General features: G+C 62.4%; 20 protein-coding genes and 1 tRNA gene. 6 read left to right on the forward strand and 15 right to left on the reverse strand.

Going from position 1 to position 17,479, the window contains the following annotated elements:
• Window positions 1-42 precede the first annotated feature (42 nt).
• Complete coding sequence (locus NKJ01_RS20690) at window positions 43-1,578, forward strand: undecaprenyl-phosphate glucose phosphotransferase (RefSeq protein WP_352730544.1); 1,536 nt, start codon at window positions 43-45, stop codon at window positions 1,576-1,578.
• Window positions 1,575-2,825 (forward strand): O-antigen ligase family protein, encoded by a 1,251-nt coding sequence (locus NKJ01_RS20695; RefSeq protein WP_352730546.1) that lies wholly within the window; start codon window positions 1,575-1,577, stop codon window positions 2,823-2,825. Before NKJ01_RS20690 ends, NKJ01_RS20695 begins: the two co-directional genes overlap by 4 nt.
• A 65-nt stretch (window positions 2,826-2,890) precedes the next feature.
• Here NKJ01_RS20695 and NKJ01_RS20700 read toward each other — a convergent pair.
• From NKJ01_RS20700 to NKJ01_RS20745, 10 genes are all read right to left on the reverse strand, one after another.
• A tRNA-Pro gene (locus NKJ01_RS20700) sits at window positions 2,891-2,967 on the reverse strand.
• Between the two features lie 109 nt (window positions 2,968-3,076).
• Window positions 3,077-3,538 (reverse strand): YbaK/EbsC family protein, encoded by a 462-nt coding sequence (locus tag NKJ01_RS20705; protein WP_023759880.1) that lies wholly within the window; start codon window positions 3,536-3,538, stop codon window positions 3,077-3,079.
• A gap of 183 nt (window positions 3,539-3,721) precedes the next feature.
• Entirely contained in the window at window positions 3,722-4,006 is a 285-nt protein-coding gene (locus NKJ01_RS20710) for a helix-turn-helix domain-containing protein (RefSeq protein ID WP_023759881.1), read from the reverse strand.
• Between the two features lie 668 nt (window positions 4,007-4,674).
• Window positions 4,675-4,977 (reverse strand): hypothetical protein, encoded by a 303-nt coding sequence (locus NKJ01_RS20715; protein WP_023759883.1) that lies wholly within the window; start codon window positions 4,975-4,977, stop codon window positions 4,675-4,677.
• A gap of 178 nt (window positions 4,978-5,155) precedes the next feature.
• On the reverse strand, window positions 5,156-5,695 hold the full coding sequence (locus NKJ01_RS20720) for a MerR family transcriptional regulator (protein WP_023759884.1): 540 nt from the start codon (window positions 5,693-5,695) through the stop codon (window positions 5,156-5,158).
• 125 nt (window positions 5,696-5,820) lie between these two features.
• Window positions 5,821-6,144, reverse strand: coding sequence for an integration host factor subunit alpha (locus NKJ01_RS20725; protein WP_023759885.1), 324 nt, complete (start codon window positions 6,142-6,144; stop codon window positions 5,821-5,823).
• Between the two features lie 103 nt (window positions 6,145-6,247).
• Window positions 6,248-7,219, reverse strand: coding sequence for a beta-ketoacyl-ACP synthase III (locus NKJ01_RS20730; RefSeq protein ID WP_352730549.1), 972 nt, complete (start codon window positions 7,217-7,219; stop codon window positions 6,248-6,250).
• A 9-nt stretch (window positions 7,220-7,228) separates the two neighbouring features.
• Entirely contained in the window at window positions 7,229-8,299 is a 1,071-nt protein-coding gene (plsX, locus tag NKJ01_RS20735) for a phosphate acyltransferase PlsX (protein ID WP_023759887.1), read from the reverse strand.
• Between the two features lie 113 nt (window positions 8,300-8,412).
• A complete protein-coding gene (locus NKJ01_RS20740; protein ID WP_352730551.1) occupies window positions 8,413-8,961 on the reverse strand; it encodes a YceD family protein in 549 nt (182 codons plus the stop codon).
• Window positions 8,962-8,964: 3 nt separating this feature from the next.
• Window positions 8,965-9,507 carry a ubiquinol-cytochrome C chaperone family protein gene (locus tag NKJ01_RS20745; RefSeq protein ID WP_352730553.1) on the reverse strand — a complete coding sequence of 181 codons (543 nt, stop codon included), beginning with the start codon at window positions 9,505-9,507 and terminating at the stop codon, window positions 8,965-8,967.
• Window positions 9,508-9,621: 114 nt separating this feature from the next.
• Between NKJ01_RS20745 and NKJ01_RS20750 the strand changes: the two genes are divergently transcribed.
• On the forward strand, window positions 9,622-10,137 hold the full coding sequence (locus tag NKJ01_RS20750) for an outer membrane protein assembly factor BamE (RefSeq protein ID WP_352730555.1): 516 nt from the start codon (window positions 9,622-9,624) through the stop codon (window positions 10,135-10,137).
• Window positions 10,138-10,430: 293 nt separating this feature from the next.
• Here NKJ01_RS20750 and NKJ01_RS20755 read toward each other — a convergent pair whose 3' ends face one another.
• A complete protein-coding gene (locus NKJ01_RS20755; protein ID WP_352730557.1) occupies window positions 10,431-12,572 on the reverse strand; it encodes a sodium-translocating pyrophosphatase in 2,142 nt (713 codons plus the stop codon).
• Between NKJ01_RS20755 and NKJ01_RS20760 the strand changes: the two genes are divergently transcribed.
• The 3 genes from NKJ01_RS20760 to NKJ01_RS20770 are packed head-to-tail and all read left to right on the forward strand — an operon-like array spanning window position 12,550 to window position 13,338.
• Window positions 12,550-12,936: a hypothetical protein gene (locus NKJ01_RS20760; protein ID WP_352730559.1), complete on the forward strand. Its 387-nt coding sequence runs from the start codon at window positions 12,550-12,552 to the stop codon at window positions 12,934-12,936. The genes NKJ01_RS20755 and NKJ01_RS20760 overlap by 23 nt on opposite strands.
• Window positions 12,933-13,136, forward strand: coding sequence for a type II toxin-antitoxin system HicB family antitoxin (locus tag NKJ01_RS20765; protein WP_352730561.1), 204 nt, complete (start codon window positions 12,933-12,935; stop codon window positions 13,134-13,136). The genes NKJ01_RS20760 and NKJ01_RS20765 overlap by 4 nt, the downstream gene beginning before the upstream one ends.
• Window positions 13,137-13,182: 46 nt before the next feature.
• Window positions 13,183-13,338 carry a type II toxin-antitoxin system HicA family toxin gene (locus NKJ01_RS20770; protein WP_352730563.1) on the forward strand — a complete coding sequence of 52 codons (156 nt, stop codon included), beginning with the start codon at window positions 13,183-13,185 and terminating at the stop codon, window positions 13,336-13,338.
• 6 nt (window positions 13,339-13,344) lie between these two features.
• Here the strand turns inward: NKJ01_RS20770 and NKJ01_RS20775 are convergent, their stop codons facing one another.
• The 4 genes from NKJ01_RS20775 to osmF all read right to left on the reverse strand — a co-directional run bounded on the left by NKJ01_RS20775 (window position 13,345) and on the right by osmF (window position 17,417).
• On the reverse strand, window positions 13,345-14,094 hold the full coding sequence (locus NKJ01_RS20775; protein ID WP_352730565.1) for an ABC transporter permease: 750 nt from the start codon (window positions 14,092-14,094) through the stop codon (window positions 13,345-13,347).
• Complete coding sequence (locus tag NKJ01_RS20780) at window positions 14,091-15,029, reverse strand: ABC transporter ATP-binding protein (RefSeq protein WP_352730567.1); 939 nt, start codon at window positions 15,027-15,029, stop codon at window positions 14,091-14,093. Before NKJ01_RS20780 ends, NKJ01_RS20775 begins: the two co-directional genes overlap by 4 nt.
• Complete coding sequence (locus NKJ01_RS20785) at window positions 15,026-16,189, reverse strand: ABC transporter permease (RefSeq protein WP_352730569.1); 1,164 nt, start codon at window positions 16,187-16,189, stop codon at window positions 15,026-15,028. Before NKJ01_RS20785 ends, NKJ01_RS20780 begins: the two co-directional genes overlap by 4 nt.
• A 316-nt stretch (window positions 16,190-16,505) precedes the next feature.
• Window positions 16,506-17,417 carry a glycine betaine ABC transporter substrate-binding protein OsmF gene (gene osmF, locus NKJ01_RS20790; protein ID WP_352730571.1) on the reverse strand — a complete coding sequence of 304 codons (912 nt, stop codon included), beginning with the start codon at window positions 17,415-17,417 and terminating at the stop codon, window positions 16,506-16,508.
• Window positions 17,418-17,479: the final 62 nt, after the last annotated feature.

Consider the following 17,479-nt stretch of genomic DNA (forward strand, 5'->3'; position numbering starts at 1 on the left):
TCTCTTTTGCTATTCACCGTCGGGAAGCCTGCGGAAAGCCCCATGAACGAGATCGACCCCGCGCGCCGCTTTTCAGCAGAGGCGGTGCGTAAATTCGACGGCCCGGCCGATGGCGATACTCCCATCGGCATGAACGATGTCGCCCGCCAGGTCGCTACGCAGTACAGGCGCGATACGATGTCGCCGATCATGGTCAGCGGCGTCCTGCGCATGGTCGAATTCGGCTTGCTGCTGCTGTCTGGGCTCGCCGTCTATTTCCATTTTGTCGGGTTCTTCAATTATCTCGCCTGGCAGTATCCGCTGACGATCGCCGCCGCGTCTTTCCTGGCCGTGGTTCTGCTCGACGTTACCGACTGCTACCAGGTTGTTTCGCTGATGCGGCCGATCGCTAATTTCAGCCGCATCCTGCTGGCCTGGGCTGGTGCCTTCGCGCTGATGGCGTTGACCGCGTTCGCCATGAAGATGGCGCAAGACTATTCGCGCCTTTTGTTCGGCAGCTGGTTCGTCATCGGTTTCGTTCTCATCTTCGGCCTCAGGCTGGTGATGTCGAAGTTGATCCGGCGCTGGGCGCGCGATGGTCGCATGGAGCGGCGCGCCGTGATCGTCGGCGGCGGCAAGGCGGCGGAAATCCTGATCCGTTCGGTCGAAAAGCAGCCTTACAACGACATCCGCATCTGCGGCATCTTCGACGATCGCGGGGACAAGCGCTCGCCGCCCATCGTCGCCGGCTATCCGAAGCTCGGCACCATCTCGGAACTGATCGAATTCGCCCGCATCGCCCGCATCGACATGCTGATCGTGTCGCTGCCGCTGACCGCGGAGTCGCGCGTGTTGCAGCTGCTGAAGAAACTATGGGTGCTGCCGGTCGACATCCGGCTGTCGGCGCATTCCAACGCACTGCAATTTCGCCCGCGCGCTTATTCCTACATCGGCTCGGTGCCGATGCTCGATATTTTCGACAAGCCGATCAACGACTGGGATTCGGTCGCCAAGCGCGCCTTCGATATCGTCTTCAGTCTCATCGGCATCGTCGTGTTCTCGCCGGTGATGCTGGCGACCGCCATCGCCATCAAGCTGGACAGCAAGGGGCCGGTGCTGTTCCACCAGAAGCGGCACGGCTTCAACAACGAGATCATCGAGGTCTACAAGTTCCGTTCGATGTATACGGACAAGGCCGACCCGACCGCCAAGCAGACGGTGACCAAGAACGACCCGCGCGTCACCCGCATCGGCCGCTTCATCCGCAAGACCTCGATCGACGAGTTGCCGCAGTTCTTCAACTCGCTCTTGGGTTCGCTGTCGCTTGTCGGTCCGCGCCCGCATGCCATCGCGGCGCAGTCGCACAACCTGTTCTACAACGAAGTGGTCGACGGCTATTTCGCGCGCCATAAGGTCAAGCCCGGTGTCACCGGCTGGGCGCAGATCAATGGCTGGCGCGGCGAGATGGACACCAACGAGAAGATCCGCATGCGGACGGAGTACGACCTCTATTACATCGAGAACTGGTCACTGCTGTTCGACTTGCGCATCCTGTTCCTGACGCCGGTCCGGCTGCTCAACACGGAAAACGCCTATTGAGCGCGATCAGCCATGATTTGCCGCGCGCGGCGGTCAACGCCAAGCTGATCGCACTAATCTCCTCATGGGCGGTCTTCCTCGGCATATTCCTGTCCGGCTTCGTCATCAGCGAACCGGCGCCCTACGAGCTCTACATGGCGGGGCTGATCGCCATCTGGGCCCTGTTCGGCCTCAGGGTGTCGCGTGCGGCAATGCCGCTCCTGATGCTGCTGGTGACGATGAACATCGGCGGCATGATGTCGATGACGCAGATGTCGGATCTCGCCAATACGCCGCTCTATCTCGCCGTCTCGCTGTTTCTTGCCTTCACCGCCGTGTTTTTCGCCTCGGTGACGGCGGTGCAACCCAGCCTCTACCGGCTGATCTTCGTCGCCTATGTCGTGTCGGCGGTGATAACCTCGCTGCTTGGCATTGCCGGCTATTTCCACGCCTTTCCGGGCGCGGAGATGTTCACCAAATACGACCGCGCCGCCGGCGCTTTCCAGGATCCAAACGTGTTCGGACCATTCCTGGTGCTGCCCGGCATCTATCTGCTCTATCTGCTGTTGACCGGACCGGTCACACGTATGCCGCTGTTGGCAGTGCCGCTGCTGATCATCACGGCGGGCATCTTCTTTTCCTTCTCGCGCGGCGCCTGGGGCATGTTCGCCGTCTCGGCTGTCCTGCTCACCGGCTGCCTGTTCCTGCAGAGCGCCAGCGGCATATTCCGGCTGCGCGTGGTGGTGATGACGATCGCCGCGCTGGCACTGCTGGTCGTCGCCATGATCGTCATCCTGCAACTGCCCGGCGTGTCGGAAATGTTCTCCAACCGCGCCCATCTCGAGCAGAGCTACGACACCGCCCGCCTCGGCCGTTTCGCCCGCTACGGGATCGGCTTCCAGATGGCGATGGAGCATCCGTTCGGCATCGGCCCGCTGGTCTTCGGCAAGATTTTTGGCGAGGACACCCACGACATCTGGCTGAAGATGCTGATGGACTATGGCTGGCTCGGCTTCGTGTCGTTCCTTGCGCTCGTCTTATGGACGATATCAGCTGGCTTCCGCATCCTGCTGCGCGACCGGCCGTGGCAGCCCTATCTCCTGTGCGCCTATGTCGCCTTCATCGGCAACATCGGGCTCGGCACCTTCATCGACATCGACCACTGGCGCCACGTCTACCTGCTGCTCGGCCTGATATGGGGCGCGATTGCACTGGAGTATCGCCATCAGCGACTGTTGCGGCCTGCGTCGGTACAAGCAAGAAGCTAAAGATTGGAACCTGATCTGGCTGGATTTCCAGCCAATGCGGACTCGGGGGAAGTCCTGCCTCAAAATGGTCGGAGTGGCCGGATTCGAACCGACGACCCCTTGACCCCCAGTCAAGTGCGCTACCGGGCTGCGCTACACTCCGGACCGGTCGCGATGTATCGTGATAACCCCGGTCGGGTCAACCGAAATTCGGCGCCTATCATGCCGGTACGATCGCGGCTGCCGGCGAGCCCTGCAATACCGGGCCTGACCTACCCTTGGCAGACATCGACCCACTCAGCACCAGTGAGATCGATCATGCGCTGTAGCGCGATTCGCACCGCGGCATTGGTGGCGCCTGCGGCTGGCACGACCTCGTCGAATTCGCGCAGCGATACATCACAGAAGGTCGGCAGTGGCGCCGGCAGGCCGAACGGGCAGACGCCGCCGACCGGATGGCTCGTCGCTTCGACAACCTCGGCGGCGTCGAGCATGCGCGGCTTGCCGCCGAACTGGTCCTTGAACTTGCGGTTGTCCAGCCTGGCGATACCGCTGGTCACCACCAGCATGGTGCGATCGCCGACGCGCAGGCAGATCGTCTTGGCGATCTGTGCCGGCAGCACGCCATGCGCCTCCGCCGCCAAGGTCACCGTCGCCGAACTCGCTTCCGTGACGATGACATCGATGTCGGGTGCGCGGGTGGCGAAGAAGGCACGAACGGATTCCAGGCTCATCGTCAAAATCCATGATTCAAAAGTTGATGAATGGCAGAGTGACTTCCAGCGGATTTTGGCCGCCGCGCGTATGAACACGCGCGACACACAAATCGGCAAGCCCCAGACTGAAGCGAATGCAGCGGCAGGTACAAAGAACCCGCCAAGGAGGCCTTGGCGGGTTCTTGGAACACCTGGTGCAGATTATGACAGGGATCGGCCTTGCGCGGCCGGCGTTGGCACGGCCGGAGTGATCAGGGCCTCCTGGGGAAGTCGAAGCGCGGACACAATACGACGCAGCTTCAACGGATCGGTCACCTTGCCGCTCTCGATATCCTCAATCTCGTCGACCGCCAGACCGCACGTCAGGGAAAGCTTTTCCACGCTGTAGCCGCGGGCCTCCCGCATCGCTCTGAGGGTGCTGTAATCAGGCCCGCTCCCGTTGATTGCCGATTCGGGGCGGGCTTCGCTTTTTGCATTATGGGGCATTGGCAACTCCATGACTGAAAGGTTTGATCAAATGAGGAGTGTTGCCTGAGACGACCGGGAAGATGCCCGCTCGCCAGCGATTTGCCAAGAGCCAAACGGACCGTCACGGGATCGTGAACCAGCCGCCTGCGAGGCGCGGCGTTTCGGCCCTGGCGATGATGACGGCGGCGGCCCTGGATTGCGCAGAAACAGTCCGGAAACAAGATTCTACAATCGGGAGATACTGACGAAAAAATTCAGGGGCGTAATCCCATTCGCAGCGATCGGATCACCGACCCGATGACCTGCTAAAAAGGAAACGATCCATGAAGAAGTCCCTTCTCTCTGCCCTCGGGCTTGCAGTTGCACTTGCTTTCACGGTGCCGGTGATCGGCGCAACGAGCGCGGATGCGGCCCCGATGGCAAGACATCATCGGCATCACCATCATCGTCACCACCACCACCCTGTTTGCCACTATGGGATGCATCGCCGCCATCACGTTCATCACCACCACATGAAGAAGATGATGAGGAAGGCCTACTAAGCATGCCAACCAGAAGACCGGCCTTGGCTACTTGTTCAAGGCTGGTCTCCTCTTGGCACTGCGGCGCGACACGATGCGGGCGCGTCGATTTCGTCGAACGACAGCGTCGGGGATCTTCAGCATCCGAATGACCGGGCCTACTCCTCAGCGCCGGCTGAACAGCAGGCTGGCGACGAGGCCAACCACCACAAGGCCGACCGCAGCGGCTACCGCCGGATGATCGCGGGCCGACTTCTCGATCACTCTGCCCCGTTTGCGGATTGCCGGCATGGCATCGCGCAGACGTTCGGCAAGATCGGAATAGGTGTCGAGCGCGGCATCGCGACCGTCCTCGTAGTAGGCACCGCCTCGCTTGGCCACTGCCTTTCTCAGGCTGGCCAATTCCTTGGTCAGAGCCGCGACCTGTCTGTCGATATCCATGCCAGAGAGGGTCGAAGATGATGCCATGATGTGTTTCCTTCACGTTTAGAAGGAAGCGTAACGCCTCATCGGAAGACGGGTTCCGGTTTTCGAAATATCGATATCGCTTCGGGCAGCTCTATCTCTTTGTTTTTACGCAATTTCCAAGGGAAAGCGCTATGCGCTTTTCCCGGGAAAACCGTTTCACACTTCTCCTGGAACTGCTTTAGCGCACCTGGTCAAGCAGGCGCTTGCATTCCAGAAGGTCGAACAGCGCTTCCTGCAGCAGCGCGCGATTGTCGCGCGAGAGTTTCGACGCGTCCGGCTGCACCGGACCGTCCTCGTCGCTCTTGCCAAGGCCGAAAAAGCGGCGGCTGGGTTTGACGCGCGGCTGGCCAACCAGTTCGTCGTCCATGCCGCGCGGCTGGGCCGCGGGAGTCAACGGCACTTGATCGGCCTGCTTTCGCTGCGAGATCGCCTCGACGGCCGCCATGTCGCCACTGCCGATGGCGACCAGGAAATGGTTGCCGTTCTCGCGCAACAGCTTCTGCACGCCCTTGATGGTATAGCCCTGGTCGTAGAGCATGTGGCGGATGCCCTTGATCAGTTCGACATCCTGCGGCCGATAGTAACGACGACCGCCGCCGCGCTTCATCGGCTTGATCTGGGTGAAACGCGTTTCCCAGAAGCGCAGCACATGCTGCGGCAAATCGAGATCCTCAGCGACCTCGCTGATGGTACGAAAGGCGTCGGGGCTCTTGTCCATGGGCGAATCCTCACGCTGGACGATGATCCGGCTTGTCCTGCCGAATCGGGTCTCATTTCAGCGGTTTATGAAGCAATATTCAAGCCCGGCGTCATGGCGGCGGCGGTTTTCAACCGCGCGATGGTCTACTTGCCGCTTTTGGCCTTGCCGCTTTGGTGGGAGCGCAAGATACGGTTCTTCAGGACGTTCGACGACTTGAAGGTCATCACCCGGCGCGGCAGGATCGGCACTTCTTCGCCGGTCTTCGGATTGCGGCCGATGCGCTCGTTCTTGGAGCGAACGTGGAACGTCGCGAAGGACGACAGCTTCACCGTCTCGCCACGGACGATCGCCTCGCAGATTTCGTCCAGCACCGCTTCGACGAGTTCGGCCGATTCAGTGCGCGACAGGCCGACCTTCCGGTAAACCGCCTCGGCAAGGTCGGCGCGCGTAAGTGTCTTTCCCCCCATCCGACCGTCCCATCAGCTCAAAACACAAAATTCGGCACAACAACGATAGAGCCTAAGTAATTGATCCGGCAAGGTCAAGGACCGAAACCGGACCGTTTGGCACTTACCAGCGAACCAGGACCGCACCCCAGGTAAAGCCGCCACCCATGGCTTCCAGAAGCACGAGATCGCCCTTCTTGATGCGGCCGTCGGCGACGGCCACCGAAAGCGCCAAGGGCACGGAAGCAGCCGAGGTGTTACCGTGCAAATCGACCGTGACCACCACCTTTTGCTCGGCTATCCCGAGCTTCTTGGCGGAAGCGTCAATAATTCGTTTATTGGCCTGGTGCGGCACGAACCAATCGAGGTCATCGGCGGTAATGCCGGCTTGCGCGAACGTCGCTTCGATGACGTCGGTGATCATGCCCACCGCATGCTTGAAGACTTCGCGGCCCTCCATGCGGAGGTGGCCGACCGTGCCCGTGGTCGACGGCCCGCCGTCGACGAAAAGCTTGTCCTTGTGAGTACCGTCCGAGCGCAGGCTGGCCGCCAGGACGCCACGGTCGGCGATCGCGCCAGTCCCCTCGCCGGCTTCCATGACCATGGCACCGGCACCGTCGCCGAACAGCACGCAGGTCGAGCGGTCGCTCCAGTCGAGGATGCGCGAGAACGTTTCCGAGCCGATGACCAGGACGCGCTTGGCGAAGCCGCCGCGGATGTAGAGATCGGCGGTGGCCACGGCATAGACAAAGCCCGAGCAGACCGCCTGCAGATCGAAGGCAAAGCCGTGATGCATGCCGAGCCGGTTCTGGATATCGACAGCGGTGGCCGGGAAGGTGTTGTTGGGCGTCGAGGTCGCCAGCACGACCAGATCGATGTCGGCAGGCGTTAGACCCGCATCGGCAAGTGCTGCGCGCGCCGCCGCCTCACCGAGCGAAGCCGTGGTCTCGTCATCCCCGGCGATATGGCGCTGGCGAATGCCGGTGCGCTGCGCGATCCACTCGTCGGATGTTTCGACCATGCCTTCGAAATCGGCATTCTTCATGATTCTGCGGGGCAGCGCGGCGCCCGTGCCGCGCACGACTGATCTGATCAAAGTTCTTTCCTATTCCTTTGCGTCGGTAACGACGTCGGATTTCCTGTTTGCCTGGGCATGCGGGTTGCGCGCATGGAACAGGTGGAGGTCGGCCTCGATGCGATCGAGCAGATTGTTGCGCACCATATCATAGCCAAGCTCGATCGCCGCGGCGAAGCCGTCCGAATCGGCACCACCGTGGCTTTTCACCACGATGCCGTTCAGTCCAAGGAAGACGCCGCCGTTGGAGCGGCCGACATCCATCTTTTCGCGCAGGCGATCGAAAGCGCCCTTGGCGAAGATGTAGCCGATCCTGGCCATCAGCGTCCGGCTCATCGCTGCGCGCAGATAACCACTGATCTGGCGCACCGTGCCTTCCGCCGTTTTCAGCGCGATGTTGCCGGCAAAGCCTTCGGTGACGACAACGTCGACCACGCCCTTGCCGATGTCGTCGCCCTCGACGAAACCATGATAGTTCATCGAGGCCATGTTGGCTTCGCGCAGCATGCGCCCGGCCTCCTTGACCTCTTCCTGGCCCTTGATCTCCTCAACCCCGACATTGAGCAGGCCAACGGTCGGCCTGGCGACGCCGAAGACCGAGCGCGCCATGCCGGTGCCCAGAATGGCAAAGTCGATCAGCTGGTGCGCATCGGCGCCGATGGTGGCGCCAACGTCCAACACCACGCTTTCGCCCCGCAATGTCGGCCACAGGGCCGCGATCGCCGGGCGATCGATGGTGGCCATGGTGCGCAGGCAGAATTTCGACATCGCCATCAGCGCGCCGGTGTTGCCGGCGGAAATGCAGGCGTCCGCCGTGCCGGCCTTGACCGCTTCGACCGCCTTCCACATCGACGACTTCCAGCGGCCCTGGCGCAGCGCCTGGCTCGGCTTGTCGTCCATTCTGACCGCCACCTCGCAATGGAAGAACTCGGTGACCGCGGCGAGCTTCGGAAATTTGGCGAGTTCCGGGCGCACGACCTCCTCACGCCCGAAGATGACGAAGCGGATGTCGGGACGGCGGGTCGCGACGGTCATGAGCGCCGGAATGACCACGGCTGGTCCGTGATCGCCGCCCATGGCATCGATGGAAATCCTGATCACGCGGTATTTATCTCACGGTTAGGCGGCAGGTCGCTTCAGCGACCGCGAAGGTTCGGCGAAAATAACGGTTTTGGGCTGCCGCACAACCGGCTTTTCCGTCACGGGCGAGGTTTTCAGGATTTTCCCAGCAAGGATCGCAGTTTTTGCTGAAATTCATTCTCCGCCGGTTCGGTCTCGCTGCCGGCCGCCAGCGAGGCACCCTGCTTGCGCGGATAAGGGTCGATGGCCAGTCCGAAGTACTGTTCGGCAAGTGCCCCGACATCGATCGTGTCACCGGAAAACGTTTCGGGACTGTCAGGGCCTTCGGCGTCGAGCAGGATCTCGCCGCCACCCTCGAAACCCTGCCGTCCAAGCTTGGAGTCCTCAGGCAGCAACAGCGCTTCGACCGGTTCGTCGATATGCGCCTCGACAGGCTCGAGCGTGACGATACAGGCCTGGGTGATGTCAGCTTCGACGCGGCCGCTGACCTTCACGCCATTGCGCTTCCATGACGCCACCAGAATCTCGGCGCGATAGGATTCGACCGAAATCAGCCCGTGCTCCTCGGCCAGCGCTGCACGCTGTGCGGCATCGGCCTCGATGACCACTGGCAGACCCTTCTGCGGCAGGCGAGTGACGTTTGCGCGGAAGGATACCGGGCTTTGCAGGTCAACGTGCTTCATTGTTCAACCTCCCTTGGCGACGGGAAACGCCAGCGTGCCGGCGACAATCGATTCGGATGGCTGCGCGGCCAATTGATCGCGAGCATCGGTGACGTAGTTGGCAAGGAGCGATGCTTCCGGCCAGGCGCCGGAGTCGGGCCGGACGTTGCGGGCAAGGGCTGCGGTGAGCCCGTCGCGCTCATTTCTTTCCAGCGCATCGTCATATGCGGCGGTTCGGCCATAAAACATCCTTGCCAACTTTTTCATGCGCTTGGGTACACCGACATCGCCGACGCCCAATTCCCGCAGCGAATGATCCACGTCGAGGAAGAACTCGTCGATCAGCACCTGGGCAACCTCTTGCGACACGCCACCCTCGCCGCGCAACCGGTGCTGGAACAGGAACATGTGCAGCGACAGCATCTCGAAACGGCCAAGCGGCGTGTCCGGCACATTCCAATGGGAATAAAACACGGTCTGCCGCGCGGCCGCCACGATTTGTGCGTAAAGCGCCTCGGTGATAGCGCGGTTGGCGTGGCGTTCGCGGCCAAAAAGGCGCTGGAACATTGGGGATGGTCTCCTGGGGACCGTTTGTTGAAGTGGCCTTGTTGCATCGGCAAGCAAGCTGGTTTACCGGTTTCGCGGCCCAGCGCAAGTTGCGGCCAGCTAATGGAGTTGTTGTTGCGCGCGCTGAATTTCAAGTCGACCTTCTCGTCCAGGCCTGCCGGCGCAATCTCGCTGCTGGTTATCATTTCGGCGCTTTCCGCCTGCCACACCTCCAAGATGGTCGGTGACCTCAGCCCAAGCGAGACGCTGACGCAGGGGTACGTCATCGACCAGCAGGCAATCGATTCGGTGCCCGTCGGCTCCAGCCGCGAGCAGGTGCTGCTGGCGCTCGGCACGCCGTCGACGACGGCGACCTTCGACAATGAGGCGTTTTACTACATTTCGCAAACGCGCAAGCGCTACGTCGCCTTCGACAAGCCGAGGCTCATCGACCAGAAGGTGCTGGCGGTCTATTTCGGCGCCGACGGCCGCGTCACCCAGATCGCCAAATATGGCTTGAAGGACGGCAAGATTTTCGACTTCATCTCGCGCACCACACCGACCGGCGGCAAGGATCAGAACTTCCTCAGCCAGATCATCAACGGCGCCAGCAAGCTGGCCCCCGGTGTTCCCGGCGGCGGCACTCCCTGACCTCAGACCGCCTTCCCCCGGGGAGAGCAGCACCATCTCAGGCGACCAAAAACCCGCGGGAGCGATCCTGCGGGTTTTTGTTATGGTCGCCGTCAAGGCGAGGCGGCGGCATGCTCGCCAAACAGAATTGGGGTGGCCGACAGTCGAGACGCCGGCCAGGCCTGGGCGCTTGCGTTATCGCGAACGCATCGAAGGCCGGGCCGAAGAGAAGCACTGAGGGATCGACGTCGTGTCGTTCAATAGCAAAACCCGCGGGATCGCTCCCGCGGGTTTTTTTGAGCAATGCTCGTCGATCAGCCGTGCGCGAGCACGGCCAGCAGCAGGAGAGCCACGATGTTGGTGATCTTGATCGCCGGGTTGACGGCCGGGCCGGCGGTGTCCTTGTAGGGATCGCCGACCGTGTCGCCTGTCACCGAAGCCTTGTGCGCCTCGGAACCCTTGCGATGCTTGACGCCGTCCTTGTCGACAAAGCCGTCCTCGAAGGACTTCTTGGCGTTGTCCCAGGCACCACCGCCAGAGGTCATCGAGATGGCGACGAACAGGCCATTGACGATAACGCCGAGCAGCGAGGCTCCCAGCGCTGCAAAGGCGGATGCCTTCGAGCCCGAGATCAGCAGCACGCCGAAATAGACGACGAGCGGCGCCAGCACCGGCAGCAGGGACGGGATGATCATTTCCCGGATCGCGGCCTTGGTCAGAAGATCGACCGCGCGGGCGTAGTTCGGCTTGGAGGTGCCGGCCATGATGCCCGGATCCTCGCGGAACTGCTTGCGCACCTCCTCGACGATGGCGCCGGCCGCACGGCCGACAGCCGTCATGGCGATGCCGCCGAACAGATACGGGATCAGGCCGCCGAAGATCAGACCGGCGACGACGTAAGGATTGGACAGATCGAAGGAGATCTCGCCCATGCCCTGGAAGTAGGGATATTTGTCGCCATTGGCGGCAAAGAACTTCAGGTCGTTCGAATAAGCGGCGAACAGCACCAGCGCGCCGAGGCCGGCCGAACCGATGGCATAGCCCTTGGTCACAGCCTTGGTGGTGTTGCCGACCGCGTCGAGGGCGTCGGTGGAGTGGCGCACTTCCTTGGGCAGGCCGGCCATTTCAGCGATGCCGCCGGCATTGTCGGTGACCGGGCCGAAGGCGTCGAGCGCAACGATCATGCCGGCAAGGCCGAGCATCGTCGTGACCGCGATCGCCGTGCCATAGAGCCCGGCGAGCTGATAGGTCGAGATGATGCCGCCGACGATGACGATCGCCGGCAGTGCCGTCGATTCCAGCGAGACCGCAAGGCCCTGGATGACGTTGGTGCCGTGACCGGTCACCGACGCCTGGGCGATGGAGTTGACCGGGCGCTTGTTGGTGCCGGTGTAGTATTCGGTGATCACGACGATGAGACCGGTCACCGCGAGGCCGATCAGGCCGCAGATGAACAGGTTCTTGCCGGTGATGACCATGCCGGCGACGGTGCCGATCTCGCCCCAGCCAAGACATACGGAGGTGGCGACGCCGAGACCGACGACGGACAGCAGGCCGGTGACGATCAGGCCCTTGTAGAGGGCGCCCATGATCGAGCCGTTGGAGCCGAGCTTGACGAAGAAAGTGCCGACGATCGAGGTCAGGATGCAGGCGCCGCAAATGGCGAGCGGATAGAGCATCGCAGCACCCAGAACGGCGGTGCCGCCAAAGAAGATGGAGCCGAGAACCATGGTGGCGACAACGGTCACCGCATAAGTTTCGAACAGGTCGGCGGCCATTCCGGCGCAGTCGCCGACATTGTCGCCGACATTGTCGGCGATGGTGGCGGGGTTGCGCGGATCATCCTCGGGAATACCGGCTTCGACCTTGCCGACGAGATCGCCGCCGACATCGGCACCTTTGGTGAAGATGCCGCCGCCGAGACGGGCGAAGATCGAGATCAGCGACGCGCCGAAGCCGAGCGAGACCAGCGAGTCGATGACGATGCGGTCATCGGGCTGAAGGCCCAAGAAGTGGGTCAGGACGAGGTAGTAGATCGACACGCCAAGCAAGGCCAGGCCAGCAACGAGCATGCCGGTGATGGCGCCCGACTTGAACGCAATGTCGAGGCCGGCAGCGAGGCTGTTTGATGCGGCCTGCGCCGTGCGAACGTTGGCGCGAACGGAGACATGCATGCCGATGAAGCCGGCGGAGCCCGAAAGCACTGCACCGATCAGGAAGCCGACCGCGGCGGTGATGGACAGCAACCACCAGGCGAGCAGGAGGACGACGACGCCAACGATGGCGATGGTGGTGTACTGACGCGCCAGATAGGCTTGTGCGCCCTCGCGGATGGCCGCGGAGATTTCCTGCATGCGTGCATTGCCCTGATCGGCCGCAAGGACCGAACGTGTCGCCCAGATGGCGTAAAGGATTGAAAGCAAGCCGCAGGCGATGACGGCGGAGATAATTGTCATTGCCGGATTTTCCTCGATTGATGGCCCAAAAGAACCCCTCCCTGGGCCGTTGAGACAAAGACCGGATTCCGCGCACGGAATCCGCCTCTTCGCAGCGGTGTATGCGAAACAGGGCTGCGAACGTCAAGATATTGTTCGGTTTTTGCCCGGCTTTCGCCCAAAAGTGGAAAGCGGCGGCATTATTATCGGCGCCATTACAGAATTAGATCGATTGAATGAAGACGATTTCGTCTGGTTGCCGGCGATAAGGACGGACGCCCGGGCTGATCCAAACCGACACTGCGGAGTTGGCCGCACGATCGCCTGCTTTGCAAATGCTCATCGCGAGCATATCTTCTGGACCAAGACAGGAGTTGGTCAATGAAATTCAAAGCTATTGTCCACGAAGCCGAGGAAGGTGGATTCTGGGCCGAAGTCCCCGCCATTCCAGGGTGCGCAACGCAGGGAGAAACCCTGGACGACCTGTTGGCAAATCTGCGCGAAGCCATTGAGGGCTGTCTTTCAGTCGACCTTCCGTCGTCCTTGACTTCGGAACCCGGCAGGATCGTGGAAGTCGCAGTTTGAAGTCCATTTCCGGCAAGGAACTCTCGCGGGCAGTCGAACGACGCGGTTGGCAGCTTCTGCGCGTCGCCGGAGCCATCATATCTACGGAAAGCAGGGAAGCGTCGTACGTCTCTCGATTCCGAGACACGGCAATACGCCGCTCAAGACTGGCCTGTTGCGCCATCTTATGAAGATGGCGGAAGTTGGCGAAGATGAAATCTGAAACCGACTACTCGGTCTCCCGGCCCATGCGGCGCGCCGTGTAGCGCTCGATCGCCGACAGGCCGTCATAGATCAGGACGGCCAGGGCCGCCACGATCAGGCCGCCCTGCAGGACGAAGGCGAGGTTGTTCGACAACAGCCCGGCGATGATCACTTCGCCGAGGGTCCTGGCGGCCACCGTCGAGCCGATGGTGGCGGTGGCAAGACTGATCACCACCGACAGTCTGATGCCGCCGAGGATGATCGGGGCGCTGAGCGGCAGTTCGACCTTGATGAGCCTTTGCCAGCCGGTCATGCCGGCACCGCGCGCCGCCTCGACGACATTGGCCGGCAGCGTCGTCAGGCCGGTCAGCGCATTTTCGAAGATCGGCAGCAGGCCGTAGAGAAACAGCGCGATCAGCGTCGGCCTCTCGCCGAAGCCGACGGCCGGCACCGCAAGCGCCAGCACCGCCACCGGCGGAAAGGTCTGGCCGATGTTGACCAGGCTGCGCGACAGCGGCAAGAATTCGGCGCCGGCCGGCCTTGTGACCAGGATGGCAAGCGCTACAGCGACAATGGTCGCGGCCACGGTGGCGATCAGGACGGTGCGCAAATGCAGCAATGTCAGCGTCAGCAGGCTGCCCTGGTTGTAGATTACCGGCGCGTTGTTCTCTGTCAGCGGCTTCAGCAACGGCTCGAACCAGCCGGGATTGGTGACGAAAGCAACGAGCAGCACCACCAGGGCTAGCCTGAGCAGCGATGGAAGCCAGGGCTTCATGCCGGCCTCGCCGCGCGTTTCACCAGACCGTCGACCGTGACGCGGCCAAGCGGCTTGCCGTCGGCGCCTTTGACGGGCAGCGCCGGCCTGCCTGACCACAGCAATTCAGCCAATGCATCGCGCTGGCTGGCGTCGCCGGGGATCGATTCGCCTTCGGCGGCGCCTTTCTCCACGGCGTCGCGCACGCGGCCGAGAGACAGCAACCGGAACGGCCGCTCGCTGGCGCCGACCAGGGTTTCGACGAAGGCGCTTGCCGGCTTCGCCAGGATTTCGGCGGGCTTGGCGTATTGCACAAGCTTGCCGGCGTCCATCACCGCGATCTTGTCACCCATATGCACGGCCTCTTCCATATCGTGCGTGACGAGAATGATGGTGGTGCCGAAGCGCTTCTGGATCGCCAGCAGATCCTCCTGCGCCTTGGTGCGGATGATCGGGTCCAGCGCGCCGAACGGCTCGTCCATCAACAGCACGTTGGGCTCGGCGGCGAGCGCGCGGGCAACGCCGACGCGCTGCTGCTGGCCGCCGGACAGTTCGTGCGGATAGCGCGGCCCGAAGGCTTGGGGATCGAGCTGGTAAAGCGTCATCAGTTCGTCGACGCGGGCCTTGATGCGGTCTTTGTCCCAGCCGAGCAGCACCGGCACGGTGGCAATGTTCTGCGCCACCGTACGATGCGGAAACAGGCCGTGGCCCTGGATCGCATAGCCGATGCTGCGGCGCAGTTCGTAACCGGGCAGCGAGCGATTGTCGGCGCCGTCGAGCTTGATGATGCCCGAGGTCGGTTCGACCAGACGGTTGATCATGCGCAGGAGCGTCGTCTTGCCCGATCCGGACGTGCCGACGATAACGGCGATGGTGCGCGGCTCGATGACCATCGAGACATCATCGACCACCGTCGTTGCGTCGTAGCGCTTGGTAATGCCTTCGATCTCGATCATGCCGTTTCAACCCTGCGCTTGGTGGCGGTCATTTCGATCACCGCGTCGAGGACGATGGCGGCGGCGAAGGCCAGTGCCACCGTCGGCACCGCGCCGAGCAGCACAAGGTCCATCGCCGTCTGGCCGACACCCTGAAAGACGAACACGCCAAAACCGCCGCCACCGATCAGCGCGGCAATGGTGGCAAGGCCGATATTCTGCACCAAAACGATGCGGATGCCGGTGAGGATGACAGGAAAAGCCAGCGGAAACTCGACGCCGAACAGGCGCTGCCTCTCGGTCATGCCCATGCCGCGCGCGGCGTCGTTGGCGGCCCGCGGCACGCCGGCGAGACCGACCACGGTGTTGGCCACAACCGGCAGCAGCGAATAAAGGAACAGTGCGACGAAGGCGGGCGCGGTGCCGATGCCGCGAATGCCGAGGGCAGCAGCCCCCGGCACATGCGTGGCAACCCAGCCGAGCGGCGCGATCAGCAGGCCGAACAGCGCGATCGAGGGAATGGTCTGGATGATGTTGAGCACGTTGAGCACGCCGGCGCGCAGCCCTTCGACGCGATGGCAGAGGATGCCGAGCGGCAGGCCGACAACCACCGCGGCAAGCAGCGAACCGAGCGCCAGCGTCACGTGCTTGGAACCTTCGATCCAGAAACTGTCGGCGCGGTTGAAATATTCCTTCAGGATCGACAGATTGTCCCAGCTTCCCGAAATCAACAACAGCCCGATCGCCAAAGCCGCTACCATGAGCGCGCCAACTCTCGCCCAGGGCGACAGGTTCAGCCGTGTCAGCACGTCGGCGAGCAAAAGCGTGAAGGCGAAGATGAGACTCCAGAAACCGGAGGCCGGCGAAATTCTCGCAAAGGTGTTGCCCGCCGGCGTGAGAAATGTGCCGGCGACGCCGATCAGCATCGCGAGCGCGGCAAGCGCCACCGCGCTGGCTGCCAGGCGCAGCGCGAGCGGTGTCCTGAACAGCGCGACAAGTGCCGCGGCGACTATGATGGCGAGCAGCATCGGCCCGGTCGCTGCCGGCAATGCCTCGATAATCGAGCGCGCCTGACCGGGGACGATGCGGTTGGCACGGAACGTGGCAAAGGGCGCCGCAAAAGCCGCGTAGGCTGATATCGCGGCGATCACCACGCCGAGCTTGTCGAAGCGGAGGGTCATGGCTGCCCCCCATGAGGAGCGATTTGCCACGTCTCGCAGCTCTCTCTGGGGATTGGCGAAAGCCCACGCGACATCCGATCTCCCCCCTTGCGGGGGAGATGGCCGGCAGGCCAGAGGGGGGTGTGAAGGATCGCCAACTTTCGAGTGTCTGTTTGTTCAGAAGCAACCCTGTCGAGGCACGCAACTTTGACGGGTTGAGAGGTCGGCGGGACAGCACCCCCCTCTGTCCTGCCGGACATCTCCCCCGCAAGGGGGGAGATCAGCAGCTTCCAGAGGGAGGTGCCTTGCACCCGTGTCACTATGAGCTAGGTGCAGACTATTTCAAAAACCCGTTCTTCTTCAGGAAGTCTTCGGCGACGCCCTTGACCGGCTCACCGCCGACCTGCACGCGCCCGTTCAGTTCCTGCAGCGTGACAAGGTCGAGCTTGGCGAAGACCGGCTTCAGCAGCGTCTCGATCTCGGGGTGTTGTTTCAGCACCGCTTCGCGAATGATCGGCGCCGGCTGGTAGACCGGCTGGACGCCCTTGTCATCATCGAGCACGACGAGGCCAGACGGCGCGATGCCGCCATCGGTGCCGTAGACCATGGCCGCGTTGGCGCCATTGGTCTGGTTGGCTGCCGCGGCGATGGTCGCCGCCGTGTCGCCGCCGGAGAGCGTAATCAACTGGTCCGGCTTCAATGTGAAGCCATAGGTGGTCTGGAACGCCGGAAGTGCTGCCGCCGAATTGACGAACTCAGCGGAAGCCGCAAGCACCACCTGACCGCCGCCTGCGACGTACTTGCCGAAGTCTGAAAGCGTAGCGAGCTTGTTGGTCTCGGCGACCTCCTTGCGCAGCGCAATCGCCCAGGTGTTGTTGGCCGGAGACGGCGACAGCCAGACGATCTTGTTGGCGTCATAATCAAGCTTCTTGGCCGTCTCATAGGCCTTGGCGGCATCCTTCCAGACCGGGTCGTCGGCCTTCTCGAAGAAAAAGGCGGCGTTGCCGGTGTATTCTGGATAGATGTCGATCTCACCGGCGGTGATCGCCTTGCGCACCACCGGCGTGCCGCCGAGCTGGATGCGGTCTGATGTCTTGATGTTGTTGGCGTTGAGCACCAGCTGGATGATGTTGCCGAGCACGCCGCCCTCGGTGTCGATCTTCGAGGAGACAACCACCTGGGCACTGGCGGAAGCCGCCGTGATGCCGAGCGCCAATGCCGCGCCGGCCAGAACCTTGACTGAAAGCATCGTGAAAACCCCTTGCTAAGAACCGGAATGCGGTGGCCGCATATGAGCATGGCTTCAACGGC

Origin of the sequence: Mesorhizobium sp. M0276, from assembly GCF_040321755.1 — a bacterium.
In the GTDB taxonomy this organism is placed as follows: Bacteria; Pseudomonadota; Alphaproteobacteria; order Rhizobiales; family Rhizobiaceae; genus Mesorhizobium.